The 19,640-nt window shown below is 65.3% G+C and carries 23 protein-coding genes; 8 read left to right on the forward strand and 15 right to left on the reverse strand.

Annotation, left to right across the window (positions count from 1 at the left end; all coding sequences use genetic code 11):
• Positions 1-31 precede the first annotated feature (31 nt).
• From KJP29_RS08915 to choV, 3 genes are read left to right on the forward strand one after another with little or no spacing between them, the layout of a single operon-like run.
• Positions 32-637: a hypothetical protein gene (locus KJP29_RS08915; protein ID WP_218463226.1), complete on the forward strand. Its 606-nt coding sequence runs from the start codon at positions 32-34 to the stop codon at positions 635-637.
• A 39-nt stretch (positions 638-676) separates the two neighbouring features.
• Positions 677-1,510: a choline ABC transporter permease subunit gene (choW, locus tag KJP29_RS08920; protein WP_218463227.1), complete on the forward strand. Its 834-nt coding sequence runs from the start codon at positions 677-679 to the stop codon at positions 1,508-1,510.
• A complete protein-coding gene (choV, locus tag KJP29_RS08925; protein WP_218463228.1) occupies positions 1,507-2,550 on the forward strand; it encodes a choline ABC transporter ATP-binding protein in 1,044 nt (347 codons plus the stop codon). Before choW ends, choV begins: the two co-directional genes overlap by 4 nt.
• Here the strand turns inward: choV and KJP29_RS08930 are convergent, their stop codons facing one another.
• Positions 2,551-3,462, reverse strand: a complete 912-nt coding sequence (locus KJP29_RS08930; protein WP_218463229.1) for a DMT family transporter — start codon at positions 3,460-3,462, stop codon at positions 2,551-2,553.
• Between the two features lie 139 nt (positions 3,463-3,601).
• Here KJP29_RS08930 and KJP29_RS08935 point away from each other — a divergent pair, with 139 nt between their 5' ends.
• The 3 genes from KJP29_RS08935 to KJP29_RS08945 are packed head-to-tail and all read left to right on the forward strand — an operon-like array spanning position 3,602 to position 4,403.
• Positions 3,602-3,781 carry a hypothetical protein gene (locus tag KJP29_RS08935; RefSeq protein ID WP_218463230.1) on the forward strand — a complete coding sequence of 60 codons (180 nt, stop codon included), beginning with the start codon at positions 3,602-3,604 and terminating at the stop codon, positions 3,779-3,781.
• A complete protein-coding gene (gene hemP, locus KJP29_RS08940; protein ID WP_218463231.1) occupies positions 3,778-3,945 on the forward strand; it encodes a hemin uptake protein HemP in 168 nt (55 codons plus the stop codon). Before KJP29_RS08935 ends, hemP begins: the two co-directional genes overlap by 4 nt.
• Before the next feature lie 5 nt (positions 3,946-3,950).
• Positions 3,951-4,403, forward strand: a complete 453-nt coding sequence (locus KJP29_RS08945; RefSeq protein WP_218463232.1) for a hypothetical protein — start codon at positions 3,951-3,953, stop codon at positions 4,401-4,403.
• A gap of 48 nt (positions 4,404-4,451) precedes the next feature.
• Here KJP29_RS08945 and KJP29_RS08950 read toward each other — a convergent pair whose 3' ends face one another.
• The 4 genes from KJP29_RS08950 to KJP29_RS08965 form a co-directional block, all read right to left on the reverse strand.
• Positions 4,452-5,192: a YebC/PmpR family DNA-binding transcriptional regulator gene (locus KJP29_RS08950; RefSeq protein WP_218463233.1), complete on the reverse strand. Its 741-nt coding sequence runs from the start codon at positions 5,190-5,192 to the stop codon at positions 4,452-4,454.
• A gap of 106 nt (positions 5,193-5,298) precedes the next feature.
• Complete coding sequence (locus tag KJP29_RS08955; protein ID WP_218463234.1) at positions 5,299-6,438, reverse strand: hypothetical protein; 1,140 nt, start codon at positions 6,436-6,438, stop codon at positions 5,299-5,301.
• 19 nt (positions 6,439-6,457) lie between these two features.
• Complete coding sequence (locus tag KJP29_RS08960) at positions 6,458-8,239, reverse strand: SLC13 family permease (RefSeq protein WP_218463235.1); 1,782 nt, start codon at positions 8,237-8,239, stop codon at positions 6,458-6,460.
• A gap of 99 nt (positions 8,240-8,338) precedes the next feature.
• Complete coding sequence (locus tag KJP29_RS08965) at positions 8,339-8,932, reverse strand: LysE family translocator (RefSeq protein ID WP_218463236.1); 594 nt, start codon at positions 8,930-8,932, stop codon at positions 8,339-8,341.
• Positions 8,933-9,036: 104 nt separating this feature from the next.
• On the opposite strand from KJP29_RS08965, the gene KJP29_RS08970 reads away from it, so the two are divergent.
• A complete protein-coding gene (locus KJP29_RS08970; RefSeq protein WP_218463237.1) occupies positions 9,037-9,480 on the forward strand; it encodes an Lrp/AsnC family transcriptional regulator in 444 nt (147 codons plus the stop codon).
• Here the strand turns inward: KJP29_RS08970 and KJP29_RS08975 are convergent.
• The 4 genes from KJP29_RS08975 to mgtE all read right to left on the reverse strand — a co-directional run bounded on the left by KJP29_RS08975 (position 9,477) and on the right by mgtE (position 14,175).
• Positions 9,477-11,255: an SLC13 family permease gene (locus KJP29_RS08975; protein WP_218463238.1), complete on the reverse strand. Its 1,779-nt coding sequence runs from the start codon at positions 11,253-11,255 to the stop codon at positions 9,477-9,479. The two genes, KJP29_RS08970 and KJP29_RS08975, sit on opposite strands and share 4 nt — an antisense overlap.
• Before the next feature lie 86 nt (positions 11,256-11,341).
• The gene (locus KJP29_RS08980; RefSeq protein WP_218463239.1) at positions 11,342-12,154 is read right to left on the reverse strand and encodes a TIGR00282 family metallophosphoesterase; all 813 of its coding nucleotides are present in this window, start codon (positions 12,152-12,154) and stop codon (positions 11,342-11,344) included.
• A gap of 75 nt (positions 12,155-12,229) precedes the next feature.
• A complete protein-coding gene (locus tag KJP29_RS08985) occupies positions 12,230-12,784 on the reverse strand; it encodes a 5-formyltetrahydrofolate cyclo-ligase (protein ID WP_218463240.1) in 555 nt (184 codons plus the stop codon).
• Positions 12,781-14,175: a magnesium transporter gene (mgtE, locus tag KJP29_RS08990; RefSeq protein WP_218463241.1), complete on the reverse strand. Its 1,395-nt coding sequence runs from the start codon at positions 14,173-14,175 to the stop codon at positions 12,781-12,783. The genes KJP29_RS08985 and mgtE overlap by 4 nt, the downstream gene beginning before the upstream one ends.
• 131 nt (positions 14,176-14,306) lie before the next feature.
• Between mgtE and guaD the strand changes: the two genes are divergently transcribed.
• The gene (guaD, locus tag KJP29_RS08995; protein WP_218463242.1) at positions 14,307-15,614 is read left to right on the forward strand and encodes a guanine deaminase; all 1,308 of its coding nucleotides are present in this window, start codon (positions 14,307-14,309) and stop codon (positions 15,612-15,614) included.
• Here guaD and KJP29_RS09000 read toward each other — a convergent pair.
• The 6 genes from KJP29_RS09000 to KJP29_RS09025 all read right to left on the reverse strand — a co-directional run bounded on the left by KJP29_RS09000 (position 15,598) and on the right by KJP29_RS09025 (position 19,610).
• The gene (locus tag KJP29_RS09000; RefSeq protein WP_218463243.1) at positions 15,598-15,945 is read right to left on the reverse strand and encodes a DMT family protein; all 348 of its coding nucleotides are present in this window, start codon (positions 15,943-15,945) and stop codon (positions 15,598-15,600) included. The genes guaD and KJP29_RS09000 overlap by 17 nt on opposite strands.
• Before the next feature lie 60 nt (positions 15,946-16,005).
• Positions 16,006-16,443 (reverse strand): D-aminoacyl-tRNA deacylase, encoded by a 438-nt coding sequence (gene dtd / locus KJP29_RS09005; RefSeq protein WP_218463244.1) that lies wholly within the window; start codon positions 16,441-16,443, stop codon positions 16,006-16,008.
• Between the two features lie 4 nt (positions 16,444-16,447).
• Complete coding sequence (locus tag KJP29_RS09010; protein ID WP_218463245.1) at positions 16,448-17,350, reverse strand: carbohydrate kinase; 903 nt, start codon at positions 17,348-17,350, stop codon at positions 16,448-16,450.
• 96 nt (positions 17,351-17,446) lie between these two features.
• Positions 17,447-18,118 (reverse strand): nitroreductase, encoded by a 672-nt coding sequence (locus tag KJP29_RS09015; RefSeq protein ID WP_218463246.1) that lies wholly within the window; start codon positions 18,116-18,118, stop codon positions 17,447-17,449.
• A gap of 15 nt (positions 18,119-18,133) precedes the next feature.
• Positions 18,134-19,255 carry a TFIIB-type zinc finger domain-containing protein gene (locus tag KJP29_RS09020; RefSeq protein ID WP_218463247.1) on the reverse strand — a complete coding sequence of 374 codons (1,122 nt, stop codon included), beginning with the start codon at positions 19,253-19,255 and terminating at the stop codon, positions 18,134-18,136.
• The gene (locus KJP29_RS09025) at positions 19,245-19,610 is read right to left on the reverse strand and encodes a hypothetical protein (RefSeq protein WP_218463248.1); all 366 of its coding nucleotides are present in this window, start codon (positions 19,608-19,610) and stop codon (positions 19,245-19,247) included. Before KJP29_RS09025 ends, KJP29_RS09020 begins: the two co-directional genes overlap by 11 nt.
• Positions 19,611-19,640 lie beyond the last annotated feature (30 nt).

Consider the following 19,640-nt stretch of genomic DNA (forward strand, 5'->3'; position numbering starts at 1 on the left):
GGGCGGCGGGGCAACCTGCCGCCCTTTTCCTATGCGTGCCACAGGATTCCTCTTCTGCCTCGTTCCGGCCCTTGGCCTTTCGCCCGCCTGGGCGACCTGTCCGACAGCGGCCGACCTTGGGACGGGCGGCATAACGCTGGTCCAGAACGACCCGACCTTCAGGCGGTCGGATTACGAGGTCGCGGCCGAGGGGCTCACGGAAGTGCGGCTCTATGAGCAGGAGGGCAGGACCCTTCAGCGGGTCGTGACCTATGCCCACGGGCTGGCACCGACGACGGAAACCCGGCCGGAGGGGCTGGTGCAGATCAGCTATGCGGGCGATGTGGCCGCGCTGGACCGGATCGACCGCGAGGGAGCCGTGGTGCTCGACGCCAAATGGCTGGGTCCCGTCAGGAGACTTGCCGACTTGCAGATCGCCTACCGCTTTGCCGAGGCGCGCGAGATGGTCATTCAGACCTGCGCCTACCGGGTGTTCGACATTGAAGAGGTCTGGGTGCTGGATGGCGACGACATCGTCCGTCGAACCGTCGCTTTCGCACCAGACCTGGGGCTGATCCTGTCGGCTCATGACAAGGAAGAAACGGGCGAAGATTTCGCCTATTCGTGGATAGGAACCGCCGCCGACATCGCCCGCTAGAGGCGAGCGGCGGCTCATCATCAGGGACAAGAAACGCGCATGGATTGGCTCGAAGACAGAAAGATCCCGGTGGGGCGATGGGCACGCAACCTGTTCGATTGGCTACAGGACATCGGCGGCCCTTTCTTCGACTGGATCGCCAACGTGATGGAAGGGCTGATCAACAGCATTCTCTGGGTGCTGCAAACGCCGCATCCGCTCATCATCGTCGCGGTCTTCGCGGGGCTGACGTGGTATCTGCAACGCAACTGGAAAACGCCCGCCTTCGTGGTGGTCGGCCTGATTTTCATCCTGAATCAGGGCTACTGGGAGGAAACGACCGAAAGCCTCACGCTGGTTCTATCGGCCTGTCTCGTCTGTATGGCCATCGGCGTGCCCATCGGCATCGCGGCGGCGCACCGGCCCCGGTTCTATGCAGGCCTCAGGCCGCTTCTCGACCTCATGCAGACGCTGCCGACCTTCGTCTATCTGATCCCGGCCATCGTGTTCTTCGGTATCGGCATGGTGCCGGGGCTTCTGGCAACCGTGATCTTCGTGCTGCCCGCGCCGATCCGCATGACCCAGCTCGGCGTCGCCTCCACCCCTACCTCGCTGATCGAGGCGGGACAGGCCTTCGGCGCGACCGGGCGCCAGCTTCTGTGGAAGGTCGAGCTGCCTTATGCGCTACCTCAGATCATGACCGGGCTCAACCAGACCATCATGCTGTCGCTGTCCATGGTCGTGGTCGCCGCGCTGGTCGGGGCCAATGGCCTTGGCGTGCCGGTCGTGCGCGCGCTCAACTCGGTCAACACCGCACTGGGCTTTGAGAGCGGCTTCGTCATCGTGGTGGTGGCGATCATTCTGGACCGTATGCTGAGGATCGAACGCAAATGACCGCCGTAGAATTCGACAACGTCTCAATCGTTTTTGGCGACGACCCGCAAAGCGCGCTTCCCCTCATGGACAAGGGCCAGACCCGCTCCGAAGTGCAGCAGGCGACCGATCAGGTGCTGGGTGTCCACAACTGCTCGCTCTCCGTGGCAGAAGGCGAAATCCTCGTGCTCATGGGTCTCTCCGGCTCCGGGAAGTCAACGCTGCTCCGGGCGGTGAACGGGCTCAATCCCGTGGTGCGCGGGGCGGTCAGGGTGCTCGACAAGGACCGGCTCGTCGATGTGACCAATGCCGATCCGCAGACGCTTCGCCACGTCCGTCTGTCGCTCGTGTCGATGGTGTTCCAGCAGTTCGGCCTGCTCCCCTGGCGCTCGGTGCGAGACAACGTGGGGCTGGGGCTCGAGCTGGGCGGGCAGTCCAAGGCCGAGCGTCACGCCAAGGTCGACGAACAGCTCGCCGTTGTGGGGCTGTCCGATTGGGCCGACCGCATGGTGGGCGAATTGTCCGGCGGAATGCAGCAGCGCGTGGGCCTTGCGCGCGCCTTCGCCACCGGGGCGCCGATCCTGCTCATGGACGAGCCCTATTCCGCGCTCGACCCGCTCATCCGCACGCGGCTTCAGGATGAGCTCATAGAGCTTCAGGAGAAGTTCAAATGCACCATCATTTTCGTGAGCCACGACCTCGACGAGGCCTTCAAGATCGGCGACCGTATCGCGATCATGGAGGGCGGGCGCATCGTCCAGTGCGGCACCCCGCGCGAAATTTTCACGGCACCGGCGAACGACTACGTCGCGGACTTCGTGGCCCATATGAACCCCTTGGGCGTGCTCACCGCCGAGGACGTCATGACCCCCGCCACGGCCAACAGCGTTGGCGAGATCGACGCAGCCACCAAGGTGCGCGAGGTCATGGCGGCGCTGAAATCCGTCACCGGTCCACTCGCCGTCGTGAAGGACGGCGCGACCATCGGGCAGGTGTCTTCCGACAGCGTGCTGACGTCCTTGGGCGACCCGCGCGGCGCGGCGGCTACCGCTGCCGAGTGATCACCCCTTGGTCTGATGCGGCGAGGGAGTCACCCGCCGCTTCAGCACCGCCTCGCGCCAGGTGATGAAGGTCACCGCCGAGATGATCACCGTGCCGCCCCCGATGACCCAGGGATCGAGGCCCTCGTCGAAGAACAGGGCTCCCAGGGCGACGGACCAGACGAGTTGCAGGAAGGTGACCGGCTGTGTGACCGTGAGCGGCGCGGCCGCGAAGGCGAGCGTCATGGTGTAATGCCCGGCGGTGGCGACACCCGCGACGAGAAAAAGCCACCCCAGTTCGGCAGGCGTCGGCGTGACCCAGTTCATCAGCGCAAAGGGCGCGAGGCCGATGGTGACGGTGATCGACAGCATGCCGACCACGGCCGCTGGTGAGACACGACCCGCAAGCCGCCCTGCGATCAGGTAGCTGACCGCGAAGAACACGGCAGTGGCGAGCATCGCGACGTGACCCGGCTCGATCGCCCGGGCACCGGGTCGCAGGATGATCAGTGCGCCGATGAGGGCGGCGACGATGGCCCCGAGTCGCCGGGCCGCGAGCGCCTCGCCGAAGAAGAGGGCGGCGCCGATCGTGACGAAGACGGGGTTGAGGTAATTGATCGCGGTCACCTCGGCCAAGGGGATCTGCGTCATCGCATAGAACCAGAGGATTACCCCGGCCGAATGCGCGACGCCGCGCAGGGCAAAGATGCCCAGCGTGCGCCGGTCCAGTCGCGCGGCCCGGATTGGTCCGAGCATCGGGATCAGGAAGCCAAGCCCCAAGGCATAGCGCAGGAACGACGTCTCGGCCGGCGGAAGCCGGTCGCCGAGATTCTTCACGACCGCCGTCATGATGACGAAGAGGAGCCCGGTGACGAGCATCCAGAAGACGCCTGCGACCGGCCGCGCGGTGCCTGAGTCATGTGAAACAACCATGCTGCGTGATGCGCCGAAGGACATGGAAGCACAAGTGAAAGTCGACGATTGACAAGTCTTACTAAAACAGTCAGGTTTTAAGGAACTCCTCCAGCCAAGCCCCGAGGCCAGCCAGAGGCGACGCGAACAGGAGTGAGCTATGCAAACCGACACCGACGGCGCGGACCATCCGTCCCATGTCTCCGACCATATCCAGACCGAACGAACCCATTGGAGCGACTTCATGGATATCCTGTCGGAATCCAGCCTCTCTGGCGGGCACGGCCTGTCATGGCTGATCGACCGGATGACCCGGATCTCGGAGGGGGCACGGACATGAACGCCTATTCCGATTTCGAACGTGAAGCCGAGCGCGATGCGCCCTGTCCGCTGCACCGCGCCGAGGAGCTGACTCTGGGCGGGCGCACGGCCAAGATCATGCTGGGCGACAGCCTCTATACCCTGCGCATCACGCGGCAGGGCAAGCTTATCCTCACGAAGTAGACGCCATGGATGGTGCGTTTCAAAGTCCGCGTGGTGCCGCGGCCGTCGGGCAGATCGACGATCTCCCGGCCATCGAGGCGGGCGCGGTCATCGCGATGCGGCTTGCCTGCAGCCCGCCCGATGATCCGGCCCGACGGGATTTCGCGGCCCTGCCCGGCGGCAGGACGGCGATCGAAGCGCTCGAGGACCTCACCCGGATCTGTGCGAGCTTCGGGCGGCGACCGCTCTTGCATCATGCCCTGTCGTGCCGCTGCCTTGGCGGGGACGAGGCCTGTCTGGCCCAGATGGTGGCGGCCGCGCTCGCAGGCGACCGGGACGACGCCATGGCCTTTGCCTGCCTAATGGCGCGGGCCGATATGGCGCCGGTCATCGTCGCCCATGCGGAACGCGCCGCCGTGGCATTGGCCAGAATGGCAGCGGCCCCCGCGCATTACTCAGGGGCCACCAGACTTCATTGATCATGTCAGGCCAACCTTGATCCGCAGGCTCGGCCGGATGGCGCGGCCTCAGAGCTGCGCCATGACCTCTTCCGACAGTTCGACGTTCGACGTCACGCGCTGCACGTCGTCGTCGTCCTCGAGCGCCTCGATCAGCTTCATGAGCTTCTGCGCGTCGTCCAGACCCAGTTCGGTCGTGGTCTGCGGTCGCCAGACGAGCTTGGTCGATTCGCTTTCGCCAAGTTCTTCTTCCAGCGCGGTCGAAACATCGTTGAGGTCGGTGTCGGCGCAATAGATGAAGTGCCCGTCTTCGCTCGATTCCACGTCCGAGGCCCCGGCCATGATCGCGGCTTCCATAACCGCATCTTCCGACCCGACCGACGCGGGATAGACGATCTCGCCCATCCGGTCGAACATGAAGGACACGGACCCGGTTTCCCCAAGGTTCCCGCCGTTCTTGCCGAAGGTCGAGCGCACGTTCGAGGCGGTGCGGTTGCGGTTGTCGGTCATCGTCTCGACGATCACCGCGACACCGTTCGGCCCGTAACCTTCATAGCGGATTTCGTCGTAATTCTCGGCGTCGCCGCCGATCGCCTTCTTGATGGCGCGGTCGATCACGTCCTTGGGGCAGGAGTTCGACTTGGCTTCCTTCACCGCGAGCCGCAGGCGCGGGTTCTTCTCGGGGTCGGGATCGCCCATCTTCGCCGCCACGGTGATCTCCTTGGCGAATTTCGAGAACAGTTTCGACCGCACGGCGTCTTGGCGCCCTTTGCGATGCTGGATGTTCGCCCATTTTGAGTGGCCAGCCATGATGCCTCCGACCTCTGGAATGCTACGGGAATTGCGTCACGGCTCTATATGGCAAGGGCAGGGGCCGGGGCAAGCCCCGCGCCAGTCGGGCCCCGGTCGGCATCGTTCAGTCGGGGTCGCGCCGCTGACGGGCCCGGGCGATACGGCTGGCGTGATCGTCCTGTCCGATATGCATCCGACCCGGTAGCGGAAAACGCCGATCAAAGGGCGCGCTGTCGCCGTGACCGAAAGCGCTGTCCTGCACGAAGGCGCGACCGCGCATCCAGGGCCAGACCTCCTGCCGCAGGAAGAGCTGATCATCCACCCGGCTGTTGAGCACCTTTTCACGCGCCATGGCGAAGGCGAGGATGCGTTTCCCCATCTGCGGGATATTGCCCCGATGCGCCCCCCACATGCCGGCGAGGACAAGCTCGCTGTGGGTCACGAAATCCCGCATCACGTGAAAGGGCTGGCCGGAGTCGAGCCAGTCGGCGACGGCCACCCGTTCGCGGATATTGAGCACGCTGTCGGCATCGCGCACCACATAGAAATCCACCTCGGGGTCATCCTCGACCAGAAATCGCCAGAACAACCCGAAACGGTTCGCGGGCATCGACGGCACGGTCCGAAGCTGCGCACCTTCGCGGGCGAGGTCGCGGCGCGCGGATGTCGGCAGGCTGTCGTCGATGTAGAATCGCGGTGTCCAGCCGGGATAGAGGTGCCGCGCGACGATGCAGTTGCGCAGCGCACCCTCCAGATAACGCGGGTTGTCGCCCCAGAGCGAAAACGAGATGATGTTGCGCGCGGGGCGGTCGATGTCGAAGGCCGCCGTCTTGATCGCAGGCCGCCGGACGAGGTGGCGGGCCTCTGCCTCCTTGAGATCAAGGGCCCGGCGCGACCAGTGGCGGTTCTTGTCCCATGCGCCGATCCGCCCGTAGAGCTCGGACAGGTAGGACGCCTGCAACACCGGCTTGAGCGGGCTGTCGGGGGCCTCGGCCACACGGATCGCCTCCTCCACCTGATTGGCGCGTGACAGGGCCGAGACGAGGTTCGATGCGGTCTCGCTCGTCGGATTGGCCGCGTGGAGGCGGCGGGTGATCTCGATGGCGCGGACATGGTCCCCGGCGTTGAAGGCATGCGCCCCGAGGATGCCCCAGACGCTCGCATCGGATTCGGGCGCCTGTTCGAGGACGGATCGCTCTTCCTCGCTCAGGGTCAGGGACCCGCGCCGGATGATCTCTTGCTTAAGGCGTTCATAGTCTTTCATGCGGTCGCGTCGTTCCGCGCTAGAGGGGCCAGAAGAACAGGATGGCAGGGATCGACACCGCCACGACCAGTATTTCCAAGGGCAGCCCCATGCGCCAGTAGTCTCCGAACCTATAGCCACCGGGGCCAAGGATAAGCGTGTTGTTCTTGTGTCCGATGGGCGTAAGGAAGGCACAGGACGCGGCGACCGCCACGGCCATGAGGAAGGGGTCGGGGTTTCGGTCGAGCGCACCGGCCATCTGGATGCCCACGGGCGCCGCGACGATGGCGGTTGCGGTGTTGTTGAGCACGTCCGAGAGGGTCATCGTGACGACCATCAGGAGCGTCAGAACCGCCCAGGCCGGAAGCCCTTGGGTCAGGGAGACAAGGCCGTTCGCGATGAGCTCCGTTCCGCCCGAGTTTTCCAGCGCCGTTCCGAGCGGGATCATCGACCCCAGCAGGACTACGACAGGCCATTCCACGTGGTTGTAGATTTCGCGGATCGGGAGGATGCCAAAGAGCACATAGCCCACGACCACGAGCCCCAGTGCCACCGGCAGGATCACGAACCCGAAACTCGCCGTCGCGACCGCGATCATGAACAGGCCCACGGCAAGGCCGATCTTGGTCTGGTCCGTGACCGCCAGCCCGCGCTCGGCCAAGGGCAGACAGCCCAGCCATTCTGTCACCGCCGCCTCCTGTCCCGTGGGCACGAGAAGGAGAAGGATATCCCCAGTCTTCACCGGGGTCTTGCCGATCCGGGTCCGGATCTTGCGCCCCGCCCGTCTGATCCCGAGGATCACCGCATGCCGGCGCCAGTTGAGCCCGATGCCTTGCGCCGTGCGGCCGTTGATCCGGCTGTCCCCCGTGACGACCACCTCGATCTTGGACAGGCCTGCGCCATCGGCGCGCAGGTTTTCCTCCCGCTTGCCATCGGCGAACTTGAGGTTCTGCGAGGCCCGGAATTCGTCCAGCGCCTCCGGTGTCGCCTCGATCACCAGCGCGTCGCCGGCCACGATGGTCGTGGTGCGCTGGTTGCCGTAGCGCCGCTTGCCGTCGCGGATCAGACCGACGATGAGCACGTCGTCGCTCTCGGCCTGTTCATAGAGCTCCTCGATCCGCTTCCCGACGATCTTGGCGCCCTCCGGCACCACGAGCTCGGAGGTGTAGTCAGAATATCCCTCCATCGGATCGACCGGCGCACCGCCATCGGTCGCGCGGGGGATCAGCCGCCAGCCGATCGTCGCCACGAAGAGAAGCCCCGCGACGGCGGTCACGAAGCCCACCGGCGCGAAGTCGAACATCCGGTAGGGGGCGTCGAGGTATTGGCCCCGGATCGACGCCACGATGATGTTGGGCGGCGTGCCGATCAGAGTGATCATGCCGCCCAGAATGGTCGCAAAGCTCAGGGGCATCAGCGACAGCCCCGGCGCGCGCCCGGCCTTGCGGCTGGTCTGGATGTCGACCGGCATGAGAAGGGCCAGCGCCGCGACGTTGTTCATGAAGCCCGAAAGCGCCGCGCCGATGGTGCCCATGATCGCGATATGCGCCCCGAGCCTGCGCCCCGAGTCCACCATCGTGCGCGTGATGAGCAGGACCGCCCCCGACCGCACCAGCCCCGCCGACACGATCAGGACCAGCGCGACGATGATCGTCGCTTCGTGGCCGAACCCGGAAAACGCGTCTTCGGTATGGACGACCCCGAGCAGCACCCCCAGCATCAGGGCCGTGAAGGCGATGAGGTCATAGCGGAACTTGCCCCAGAGCAGCATCGCGAAGACGCCGGCGAAGAGGGCAAACAGGACGATCTGATCGAAACTCATGACACAGCCTTAGAGGGGCGAAGGCCCGCAGGGAAGGGACTTCGGTAATCGCTGTCCCCTGCCTGCGGTTCCGTGTCGGGCGGTGTTAAGGCCGTCTTCTCAATGCCATAGGACCGGGATGAGCGAGGCCATGAGCGCCGCCGCCATGGTCCAGTTGAAGATCGTGAGCCGCCGCGCATCGGTCAGGAAGCGCGCGACCTGACCCCCGAGGACGGTCCAGCAGGACACCGATGGCAGGTTCACCGCGCCGAAGATGAGCGCGACGGTCACCACCGACAACACGGTGCGGTCGGGCGCATAGAGCGCGATGGCGGAAAGCGCCATGGTCCAGGCCTTGGGATTGACCCACTGGAAGGCGGCCGCCTGCAAAAAGGTCATCGGCCGCGCGCCGTTGCGGCCTGAACCGGGCGCGGCGGCATGGGCGATCTTCCACGCGAGCCAGAGCATGTAGACGAGCGCCACGACCTTCAGCACGCCATGCAGCGCCGGGACAAGGTCGAAGAGCGCCGAGAGCCCGAGACCCACGAGCGCGATCATCAGCGTGAAGCCAACCCCGATGCCCAGCATATGGGGCAGGCTGCGCCGAAAGCCGAAATTCGCCCCCGACGCCATGAGCATGAGGTTGTTGGGTCCGGGCGTGGCCGAGGTGACAAGGGCGAAGCCCAGAAGGGCGGGAAGCAGGTCGAGTGTCATGCGTGACGTCCAGCAGGTGGTGATACGCAAGATTTACGTAGAATTTTTGGCGCAGGATTGCAAAGATGGTTAAGGACGACGATCCTGCGCAATGATTTCAGGAAATGAACGATATAGACCGCCGAATATTGCGCGTGCTCACACGCGACGGGCGTATCCCGAATACCCAGCTTGCCGATCAGGTGGGCCTGTCCCCCTCGGCCTGTCTGCGCCGGGTCCAGGACCTGGAACGCCGCGGTGTGATCCGGGGCTACCGGGCCGTGATCGACCCGGCCAAGACGGGTGCCGGCTTCGTCGCCTATCTCATGGTCGGGCTCAACGAACACACGAAGACCGGGCAGGAAGCCTTTGAGCGCGCCGTGCGCACCAGCCCGGAAGTCCGCGAATGCCACAATATCACAGGCACTTTCGAGTATCTTCTGCGGGTTGAGGTCGCGGACCTCGTCGCCTTCAAGCGGTTTCACACCGACGTGGTCGGCACGATCGACGGCGTGCGCCAGATCGTGACCCATGTGGTCATGGGCTCGCCCAAGGACGATCGAGGCTAGATCGACCAGATCAAGGGAATGACCGCCGACACGATGAGCCCCATGGTCAGGTTCAGGGGAATGCCCACCTTCATGAAATCAGTGAAGCGATAGCCCCCGGGACCATAGACGAGCATGTTGGTCTGGTATCCGATGGGCGTGGCGAAGCTGGCCGAGGCGGCGATCATCACGGCGATGACGAGCGGACGCGGGTCGAGCCCGATGGCGGTCCCGATCCCGATGGCGATGGGTGTGACCACCACGGCCACGGCGTTGTTGGAGACGAGCTCCGTCAGGATCGAGGTCAGCAGGTAGATCGACCAGATGATCAGGAAGGGCGGCAGGCTTTCGATGAAGGGCGCGAGCGCGTCGGCGATCAGGGCCACCGCGCCGGTATGATCGAGCGCCGCCCCGATCGCGAGCATCGCGAAGATGAGTGCGAGAAGGTGGCCGTCGACCTGCTGGAACGCCTCGTCGGAATCGATCGCCCCGGTCAGGAGCACGACGGCCACCGCAACGACCGAAAGAGCGAGGATCGGCGCGACCCCAAGGCCTGCGAGGACCACGATGCCCACCATGGCGGCGATGGCGATGGGCGCATGACCGCGACGAAAGGCCCGCCCCGAGGGCTTCGCCACATCCACGAGGTCCATGTCCGAGGCGAGTCGCTGGATATCCTCCGGCGCCCCTTCGAGCAGCAGCGTGTCGCCCACCTGCACCACGATGTTGTCAAGCTGCTGGCCGATGTTCTGGTTCCGGCGATGCACGGCCAGCGGATAGACCCCGTAGCGACGCCGAAGCCGCATCTGGCCAAGCCGGCGGCCGATCATCTTGCAGCCGGGGGAAATCAGAACCTCGACGGTGGTGGTTTCGACCGCCGAAATCTGATCCACGCGCTTGAGATCCTTGTTGCGTTGAAGCGACAGAAGCTCGGTCATCTGGGTGCGCAGCACGACCCGGTCGCCGACCTGAAGCACCACGTCCTTGAGGTTGCGGCGCAGCGACTCGTCGCCCCGGACCACGTCGATCAGTCGCACGCCCTCGCGCTTGAAGAGCTGCACGTCGAGCGCTTCGCGGCCGATGAGGTTCGAATCGGGCGGGATGACCGCCTCGGTGAAGAATTTCTTGCGCGACCGGTCCGAGAGGAGCGTCGCCATCGACGCCCGGTCCGGCAAGAGCTTCGGCCCGATCACGACCATGTAGAGAAGCCCCCAGGCCACGACGACGAGGCCAATGGGCGTCACCTCGAAGATCGAGAAGGGTTCGAGCCCCGATTGCCGCGCGACGCCGTCCACGAGCAGGTTCGTCGAGGTGCCGATCAGCGTCAGCGACCCGCCCATGATCGCGGCATAGGACAGCGGGATGAGGAGTTTTGAGGCTTCCGTCCCCAGCCGGCCCGCGAGCTGGATGAAGACGGGCATCATCACGACGACCACGGGTGTATTGTTCACGAAGGCCGAGGAGATGATGACGAAGAGCGTCATGAGGGCGAGCGCGCGTTTGGGCGATTTCGCGGCCTGCTTGTCGGCCCGATGCGTCACCCAGTCGAGCGCACCGGTCCTGACCAGCGCCCCCATCACGATGAACATGCAGGCAATGGTCCAGGGGGCGGGGTTTGCGAGCACGGCGAGGGCCGCGTCATAGGGCAGGATCCCCGTCAGGAGCATGACCGCGACGCCGCCGATGGCCACGACCTCGGTCGGGAAGATCTCGCGGATGAAGAGCGCGAACATCGCGGCAACGACGGCGAGCGCGACGATGGCTTCGGTGGTTTGGGAAAGTGTCAAGAAGTCCATGCTGCCCTGCCGCTGGGTCGGTCCACTCTAGGGGGCGGGGGGAAGCGGGCGCAAGCGACCAATCGTCCCGCTCATGCGCAGATCGCTCAGGGCAGAGCCGGAACCAGCCGCCCGCCATCCCGGATCATGGCGATATCGACGGCGCGCCCGGTCTTGTCGTCGGTTTCGACATAGAGCCCTGACAGCGTCGCCTCCTCGTTCGCGGGAGAGAAGCGTGATTTCACCATGCCGGTGGCGAAGCGGCGCAGCGGCTCCGCTTTGTCCATGCCGATCACGGAATGATAGTCCCCGCACATCCCCGCGTCGGTGAGATAGGCAGTGCCCCCGGGCAGGATCATCGCATCCGCCGTGGGCACATGGGTATGGGTTCCGACGACGACGCTGGCGCGGCCGTCAAGAAAATGACCCATCGCCATCTTCTCGGACGTCGCCTCGCAATGGACGTCGACCAGAACCGCCTGCACCGCGCCGCCCAGCGTCAGTGGACGAAGCGCGGCCTCGATATTGCCGAAGGGGTCTTCGAAGGCACGTTTCATGAAGACATTGCCCAGGATCTGCGCCACCGCGATCCGGCGCCCGCGATGGTCCTCGTAGACACGCACGCCGCGTCCCGGGGCGCCTTTGGCGAAGTTGAGCGGGCGGATGATCCGCGGTTCCTTGTCGATGTATCCCAGCATGTCCTTCTGGTCGAAGGCATGGTCGCCCAGCGTGATCACATCGGCACCCGCCTCGAAGATCACCTTGGCATGGGCCTCCGAAAGGCCGACGCCGGAGGTTGCGTTTTCGCCGTTCACCACCACGAAATCGAGCGCGAGGCGGTCGCGCAGGGCGGGCAGACGCTCCGTGACCGCCTTGCGGCCCGCGCGTCCCATGACATCGCCGAGAAAGAGTATTTTCATGGGGGATGTGACTAGGCGCGCTGCGTGCCGAGCGCAAGAACCTTCGCATCTGCCAGTGGCTCTTCACTCGGCCGGTCAGAACCGCAGGATGCCCGCCTCGGTCACGATCATGTCGAGCGGTTGGTCGGTCGGCTCGAGTGGCACGGAAGCGACCTCCTGCGCGCCATAGGCATAGCCGATCGCGATCGTCCGGCGTTGGCGCCGCAGTACCTCGAGCGTCCGGTCATAGAAGCCACCGCCATAGCCAAGACGCCCCCCGTTTCGGTCGAAGGCGACGAGCGGCACGATGAGCACTTCGGGCACCACGTCCTCGCCGTCGATCGGCACATCCGCGCCAAAGGCACCGGCGGCGGTCGCCACGTCGGGGGACCAGCCCCGGAACGTCAGCGGCGTGTGCTTCGCCGCGACCACGGGCACGCCGACGGGTCCGAAGGCGGCAAACTTGGCCATCACGGGGATCGGCGACACCTCGGTCCGGATCGGAAGGTAACCCGCGATGGGGCGCCCCCGGAACGGCCCCAGTGCAAGGGCAAGGTTTTCCTGTGCGAGCGCGTCCAGACTGGCATTATGTGCCTGTTCCCGCCGGATGAAGGCGGCGGCGCGGACTTGTCTTTTTTCGACATCCTTCACAGCAATACCGCCCCTGCGAGCCCCAGAAATGCGAAAAATCCAACAACGTCAGTTACGGTCGTGACGAAAGCGCCGGATGCCAGCGCCGGGTCCACGCCAAGCTTGTCGAGCACCACGGGGATCAGCACGCCGGCCAGTCCCGCGATGACGAGGTTGATCACCATGGCGATTCCGATGACCACGCCGAGCATCGGCGTTCCGAACCACAGTGCACCGACGATGCCCATGGCCACGGCGAAGACCACGCCGTTGATCAGCCCCACGGTCGCCTCCCGCCGGATCACGCGCATCACGTTCGAGGAGGTGAGGTCGCGTGTGGCCAGCGCGCGCACGGCGACGGTGAGCGACTGGGTCCCGGCGTTGCCGCCCATCGAGGCGACGATGGGCATCAGCACGGCGAGCGCCACGAAGCCCGCGATGACATGTTCGAACTGGTCGATGACCAGCGAGGCGAGGATCGCAGTCACAAGGTTCACGGCGAGCCAGGGGAAGCGCCCGCGCACGGTTTCCATCACCCGATCCGACAGGCTCGATTCCCCGACGCCCGCCAGGCGCAGGATGTCCTCTTCGTGTTCCTCGTCCAGAATGGCCATGGCGTCGTCGATGGTGATGACGCCCACGAGCCGGTCGTCCTCGTCTACCACCGGGGCCGAAATGATGTGATACTGGTTGAAGGCATAGGCCACGTCGCCTTCTTCCTGAAGCACCGGGATCGTGCGGAAGCTGTCTTCCGTGATCTCGGCCAGCGGCACCGTGCGCGCCGAGGACATGATCCGGCCGAGCGTCACGTAACCCGTCGGGCGCATCCGGGGGTCGACAAGGATGACGTGGTAGAACTGATCGGGCAGTTCCTCGGCACCGCGCATGAAGTCGATGATCTCGCCCACGGTCCAATGCTCGGGCGCCACCACCATCTCGCGCTGCATGAGACGGCCGGCGGAATATTCCGGATACGACAGCGATTGCTGGACCGCGACCCGGTCGGCGGCTTCGAGCGACTTCAGAATCGCTTCCTGCTGCGGCTCGTCGAGGTCTTCCAGAAGGTCGACGACATCGTCGGTCTCGAGTTCGCGGACGGCGTCGGCCAGCACCTCGGGGTGGAGGACCTCGATGACGTCCTCGCGGATGCTCTCGTCGAGTTCGGACAGGATGTCGCCGTCGAATTCGCGCCCGTAGAGTTGGACCAGCCGGGTCCGCGTGTCGTCGTCCACCTGTTCCAGAAGGTCGGCGATGTCGGCGGGGTGCAGCGGATCGAGCGCGTCGATCAGCGCCTGCGCGTCGCCCGCTTCGACGGCGTCGAGCGCCGGTTGCACCTGATCGCGCTCGAGCCTGTAGTCGCTGTCAGCGGCGGCTTCGGTCTCTTCTTCGACGATGTCCCGGTCTTCCGCCATGGTGCACCTCTCCTGTTCGGCTGGGACCATAGGGGAGCGCACGCGTGTGGCAAGTGCAAACCCGTGGACGATTGTTGCGCTGCGGCATAGTCTTCGTCGGTAGACCAAACAGGCGGCATAAGGGACGGCGCATGAAACTACTTCTCGGGCAGACCCTGTCCTTTCACCGCGACCCGTTCGAGGGCGCGCCAGAAGATGCGGCGCGGTGGGAACCTCAGGGTGCCGTGGCCGTGGATGAGGGCAGGATCATTGCCGTCGGCCCGGCCGAGACCCTGCGCGCCCGATACGGCGACGCTCTGGTCGAGGATCACGGCAGAGGGCTCATCCTGCCGGGTTTCGTCGATGCCCATGTGCATTATCCCCAGACCGGGATCATCGCGAGCTGGGGCAAGCGGCTCATCGACTGGTTGAACAGCTATACCTTTCCCGAAGAGGCACGTTTCGGAGATGCAGATTACGCGCGCGGCGCGGCATCGCGATATTTCGACCTCGTCCTTTCTCATGGCACCACCACCACGGTCAGCTACTGCACGATCCACCCGGAAAGCGTCGATGCCTATTTTTCCGAGGCGGCGGCGCGGAACATGCGCGTTTATGGCGGCAAGACCTGCATGGACCGCAATGCCCCCGACAATCTGCGCGACACGGCGCAGACGGCCTATGACCAGTCGAAAGCGCTTCTTGAGCGCTGGCATGGGGTCGGGCGCGCGGAATACGTCGTGACCCCGCGCTTCGCGCCGACCTCGACGTCCGATCAGTTGGCCGCGCTGGGTGCGCTTTGGGCCGAGCACCCGGAGTGCCTCATGCAGACCCATCTGTCTGAACAGGTCGAAGAGATCGACTGGGTCATGGGCATGTTCCCCGAGGCGCGCGATTACCTCGACATCTACGACCGTTTAGGCCTGTTGGGCGAGGGCGCGCTCATGGGGCATGCGATCCATCTTTCGGGCCGGGAACGTGACCGGCTGCGCGAGGTGGGCGCGAGCCTCATCCATTGCCCGACGTCCAACACCTTCATCGGCTCGGGGCTTTTCGACATGGCAGGGCTGAAGGCCGAGGGTCAGCGCATCGGGCTCGCCACCGATACCGGAGGGGGCTCGTCTTTCTCCATGCTGCGCACGATGGCTGCGGCCTATGAGGTTGGCCAGTTGCGCGGGCGGCCTCTGCATCCATCCGAGCTTCTATGGCTTGCGACAGCGGGGTCGGCGGAGGCGATCCGCGCGGGCGACCGGATCGGGCGGCTTGCCGAGGGGTTCGAGGCCGACCTCGTCGTGCTCGACCTCGCTTCCACGCCGGGGATTTCCCAGCGCTCCGAGCGGGCCGAGGATATCTGGGAAGCGGTCTTCCCGACCATCATGATGGGCGACGATCGCGCGGTGGCGGCGACCTATGTCGCGGGCGAGAAGATGTCGCGCATCGAGGTCAGCCCCGGAAAATGAAGGCGGCGCCCGTGGCGATCAGGGTGAATCCGGCGGCATGATTCCAGCCCAGGGGTTCCTTGAGCACGACAACCGAGAAACCCGCAAAGACCACGAGGGTGATGACCTCCTGGATGGTCTTGAGTTGCGCGGCGGAGTAGACCGCGTGACCGATCCGGTTTGCGGGCACCGCGAGGCAATATTCGAAGAATGCGATGCCCCAACTGGCGAGGATGACGAGCAGGAGCGGCGCGGCCTTGACCGTGAGGTGGCCATACCAGGCCAGAGTCATGAAGACGTTCGAGAGCGAGAGCAGAAGGATGGGCAGGAGGGCGGAGGCCGTGGGCGACATGATGGATTCCCGTGGTGAACCTCGCAACAATCTCCCCGGGCGTGATGCCGTCAAGGGGTGTCAGGCTTCCATCCAGATCGTGACAGGCCCGTCATTCGTGAGCGAGACCTTCATGTCCGCGCCGAAACGGCCCTGAGCCGTCGTTATGCCGAGGTCGCGCAGGCGCTGCGCGAAATGTTCATAGAGCGCCTCGCCTTCCTCGGGGCGGGCGGCCGAAGAAAATCCGGGCCGATTGCCGGACCGCGTATCGGCGGCCAGTGTGAACTGGCTTACGACAAGCGCCGCACCGCCCGTGTCCAGAAGCGAGCGGTTCATCTTGCCAGCGTCGTCCTTGAAGATACGGCACTTGGCGACCTTGGCCGACAGCGTGTCGGCATTAGCGCGCATGTCCCCCTGCATCGCGCAGACGAGGATCAGCAGGCCGGGGCCAATCTCGCCCAGGGTTTCGCCATCGACCACGACCCTGGCCTCGGAGACGCGTTGAAGAAGCGCACGCATCGGATCAGAGCTCGTGCTGCCAGGGCGGATTGGCGCCCGCGCGGCTTACCGTCACGGCGGCCGCCCGCGCGCCAAGGTCGAGCGCAGGAACCAGCGCCATCGGGTCGATTCCGGCAAGGGCGCTCCGGGTCAGTAGCCCATCCTGCGACAGCCCCGCGAGAAAGCCCGCGTTGAAGGTATCACCCGCGCCGACCGTATCGACCACGGTCACGCGGGTCGCGGCCACGTGGACCTGTCCGGCCGTCGTGTGCGCGGTCACGCCCTTGGCGCCTTCGGTGATGCAAACCACCTTTGGCCCGTTGGCCAGGAGCATCGCCACGTCGAACCCCAGCCAGGCGAGGTCCTCGTCCGAGATCTTGACGATGTCGGCGGCGGCCAGCATCCGGTCCATCCGCGCGCGGAATCGGGCCTCGTCCCGGATGAACCCCGGGCGGATGTTGGGGTCGATCATCGTCACCCGGGAGGCGCCCTCGCGTTCCAGAAGCGCTTCATAAGCGGCGGCGCAGGGTTCGACCGCTAGCGAGATGCCGCCCAAGAACAGCGCACTGACCGTGTCGGGCAGGGGGGGTAGATCCTCGGGCGCGATCATGCGCCCTGCGGTGTTCTCGTCATAGAAAGCATAGGTCGCATGGCCGTCGGTGAGCGTTACAAAGGCGAGGGTCGTGGGACGATCCGAACGGATCGCGAAACGTGCATCAACATCTGCGGCGGTGAGCGTATCACCCAGGACCTTGCCGAAGAGATCCGAGGACAAGCCGGTCAGAAAGCCGGTCGGCTGTCCGAGCCTTCCCAGCGCGATCGCCGTGTTGAACACCGCGCCACCCGCATAGGGGGCAAAGGCCGGTTCTCCCGCCGTCGTTTCGCGGGGCAGCATGTCGATCAGGGCTTCGCCGGCGCAGAGGATCATGGGAACTCCGGGTGCATGTTAGCGGTCACATTGACTTAACCGACAGGCGAGAGAGGTGCAATTGGCGGAATGGCGTCGTTCCGTGGTGTCGGAGGATCAGTCCAAGAACCGCGCCCAGTCGGCGAGCGGTGCCCGCTCGGTCCGAAAGGCGTTCGCGGGGTGGTCCCGGTCGGCATGACCGAACGAGATGACGCAAAGCGCGAGGCGGTCGTCCCCCAGTCCGAAGAAGTCATGCAGGAAGGGCGAGAACCCTGCCGGCGCGGCCTGGGCAATGGTCGCGATGCCGCGCGATTGGGCGGCGAGGCAGAAGGCGGTCACGAAGCCACCGGTATCGAGCGCGCCGTAAGCGCCGAGTTCCGCCCCGGACGAGACCATCGCGACATGGGGCGCGCCGAAGAAACTGTAGTTCTTCATCATTTCGCGTGCCGATCCCGCGCGGTCGCCCTTCTCGACGCCGACCGCTTCATAGAGCTGCCAGCCGCAGGTCCGGCGACGGTCGCGATGCGCGCCGGTGTAGCCCGTGGGAAAGGGTAGGTCGCTCGCCGCTTCACCCTTCGCCACCGCCGCCTGCATCCCGTCGCGTAGTTTCTCGGTGACGGCTCCCGAGGTGACCTGCACCTGCCAGGGCTGTGCGTTGCACCAGCTCGGCACGCGTTGCGCCGCAGTCAGGATCGCCTCGATATCCGCGCGCGACACCGGGTCGGGCCTGAAGGCGCGGCAGGAATGGCGGGCGGAGAGCAGCGAAAACAGCGTGTCGTAATCGGTCATGTCGGAGCGCGGGTCCTATTGATACTGGCTATAGAAATAGCCCGCGACTCCGGCAAGGACGAGCCCGGCGATCACCGCCAGCGCGATCTTCCAGGCCGACCAGGGGCGTTCGCCCTGCACCTTGCCGGACTGGCCGTTCACGACGAAGCGATAGGTCTTGCCCCGGTACTTGTAGGCGGCGAGCCAGACCGGCAACAGTATATGTTTGAAGGTCACATCGGACACCGTCGTGTCGACCCGATGCACCCGCTGGCGATCCCCGCCGATGTCGAATTTCACGTCCCGCAGGATCACCTGGTCCATATGACGCCGCGCCTCGTCATAGCCTTCGGCAAGTTCGACGGTGTAGCCCTCGGCCCGAAACCCGGCGAGGTATTCGGGCCGGTAGGGCTCCAGGTGCCCGAGGTTCCAGGGGGCGAGCCCGTCGGTATAGGTCTTGGGCAACGACCGGGAGGCCAGCACGAGAATGTCGTCGAAGAAGCGGGCCACGCGACCGGAGGCGGGACGCCAGCGCACGCGTTGTTCCTGCACCTGCACCGGTTTTCCGTCGCGCATCACGGTCTTGGTAACGTAATAGACGGTGCCGTGTTCCCCGACATAGGACGATTTCGTGTCGGCGTCATAAGTCCAGAAGGGCACGTAGATGCCATTCATCCTGCGGCCCTTGCGGGCGTACTGCCGAAGCCCGTTCGGCGCGAACCAGAGACGGCCAAGCCATTTGTTCATCTCGGCATGGGCGGCGCGTTCCTCGACCGCGAAGGGCAACACGGCCTTGGGCTTGATCTGCCGGTGGGTGCCGGTGTCGACGACGAGGGGCGTGGCGCAGAAAGGGCATTCGCGTGCATGGGTGTCGGCGTCGAATTCGACCTGGGCTCCGCAGTTGGTGCATTTCGCGATACGGGTTTCCTCGATTTCCGCCTGCGGCAGGCGGGCTTCGAGGGCGGCCCTGAAGTCCAGTTCGCGGATCGCCGGGACCGTGCCGCCGTGGCCTTCGATCTTGACCACGTTGCCGCAGTGGTCGCAGACCAGCTCGCCCGCCTGAGCGTTGAACCGCATGTCCGCGCCGCATTGGTCGCAGGGGAAACGGTGTTCCTGCGTCGGGGCGGCCATGTCGAAAGGGTTCGTCTCATCCTGCATGGTCGAAGCTCACGATTTGGGCGATCTGTCTGGCCGAAGCCGAGGTGAAACGGATGACGTGGCAGAAGAGTTTCGGATTTTCTTCCGGGCGCTGAAAGCGTCCCGAGACCGAGCCCGCTTTTCCATGGGTGACGACCTCGGACAGCTCGATCCAGTCATAGGGGGCGAGTGCTGCGAGCCGGGCGACGATGGCCGCGCGACCGACGATCGCGCCGTCGGGGTGTTCCCAGCTTGCGCCTTCGACAAAGGTGTCGGGCTCTATGCTCTCCTGTCCCATGAGAGCCAGGGCGATCTCGAGCGCGCGCTGGTTCTTGGGCGAGTTGCCGCAGTCAGGCGAACGGGCGATGCGGGTCATGGTCTGGGTCCGGTTGCGGTCGTCGGGGGA

The sequence above is a fragment of the Maritimibacter sp. DP1N21-5 genome (assembly GCF_019218295.1).
Taxonomy (GTDB): domain Bacteria; phylum Pseudomonadota; class Alphaproteobacteria; order Rhodobacterales; family Rhodobacteraceae; genus Maritimibacter.

Coding starts and splice junctions, on each gene's coding strand:
- KJP29_RS08915 (WP_218463226.1), top strand. CDS start 32: ATGCGTGCCACAGGATTCCTCTTCTGCCTCGTTCCGGCCCTTGGCCTT.
- choW (WP_218463227.1), top strand. CDS start 677: ATGGATTGGCTCGAAGACAGAAAGATCCCGGTGGGGCGATGGGCACGC.
- choV (WP_218463228.1), top strand. CDS start 1,507: ATGACCGCCGTAGAATTCGACAACGTCTCAATCGTTTTTGGCGACGAC.
- KJP29_RS08930 (WP_218463229.1), bottom strand. CDS start 3,462: ATGGTTGTTTCACATGACTCAGGCACCGCGCGGCCGGTCGCAGGCGTC.
- KJP29_RS08935 (WP_218463230.1), top strand. CDS start 3,602: ATGCAAACCGACACCGACGGCGCGGACCATCCGTCCCATGTCTCCGAC.
- hemP (WP_218463231.1), top strand. CDS start 3,778: ATGAACGCCTATTCCGATTTCGAACGTGAAGCCGAGCGCGATGCGCCC.
- KJP29_RS08945 (WP_218463232.1), top strand. CDS start 3,951: ATGGATGGTGCGTTTCAAAGTCCGCGTGGTGCCGCGGCCGTCGGGCAG.
- KJP29_RS08950 (WP_218463233.1), bottom strand. CDS start 5,192: ATGGCTGGCCACTCAAAATGGGCGAACATCCAGCATCGCAAAGGGCGC.
- KJP29_RS08955 (WP_218463234.1), bottom strand. CDS start 6,438: ATGAAAGACTATGAACGCCTTAAGCAAGAGATCATCCGGCGCGGGTCC.
- KJP29_RS08960 (WP_218463235.1), bottom strand. CDS start 8,239: ATGAGTTTCGATCAGATCGTCCTGTTTGCCCTCTTCGCCGGCGTCTTC.
- KJP29_RS08965 (WP_218463236.1), bottom strand. CDS start 8,932: ATGACACTCGACCTGCTTCCCGCCCTTCTGGGCTTCGCCCTTGTCACC.
- KJP29_RS08970 (WP_218463237.1), top strand. CDS start 9,037: ATGAACGATATAGACCGCCGAATATTGCGCGTGCTCACACGCGACGGG.
- KJP29_RS08975 (WP_218463238.1), bottom strand. CDS start 11,255: ATGGACTTCTTGACACTTTCCCAAACCACCGAAGCCATCGTCGCGCTC.
- KJP29_RS08980 (WP_218463239.1), bottom strand. CDS start 12,154: ATGAAAATACTCTTTCTCGGCGATGTCATGGGACGCGCGGGCCGCAAG.
- mgtE (WP_218463241.1), bottom strand. CDS start 14,175: ATGGCGGAAGACCGGGACATCGTCGAAGAAGAGACCGAAGCCGCCGCT.
- guaD (WP_218463242.1), top strand. CDS start 14,307: ATGAAACTACTTCTCGGGCAGACCCTGTCCTTTCACCGCGACCCGTTC.
- KJP29_RS09000 (WP_218463243.1), bottom strand. CDS start 15,945: ATGTCGCCCACGGCCTCCGCCCTCCTGCCCATCCTTCTGCTCTCGCTC.
- dtd (WP_218463244.1), bottom strand. CDS start 16,443: ATGCGTGCGCTTCTTCAACGCGTCTCCGAGGCCAGGGTCGTGGTCGAT.
- KJP29_RS09010 (WP_218463245.1), bottom strand. CDS start 17,350: ATGATCCTCTGCGCCGGCGAAGCCCTGATCGACATGCTGCCCCGCGAA.
- KJP29_RS09015 (WP_218463246.1), bottom strand. CDS start 18,118: ATGACCGATTACGACACGCTGTTTTCGCTGCTCTCCGCCCGCCATTCC.
- KJP29_RS09020 (WP_218463247.1), bottom strand. CDS start 19,255: ATGCAGGATGAGACGAACCCTTTCGACATGGCCGCCCCGACGCAGGAA.
- KJP29_RS09025 (WP_218463248.1), bottom strand. CDS start 19,610: ATGACCCGCATCGCCCGTTCGCCTGACTGCGGCAACTCGCCCAAGAAC.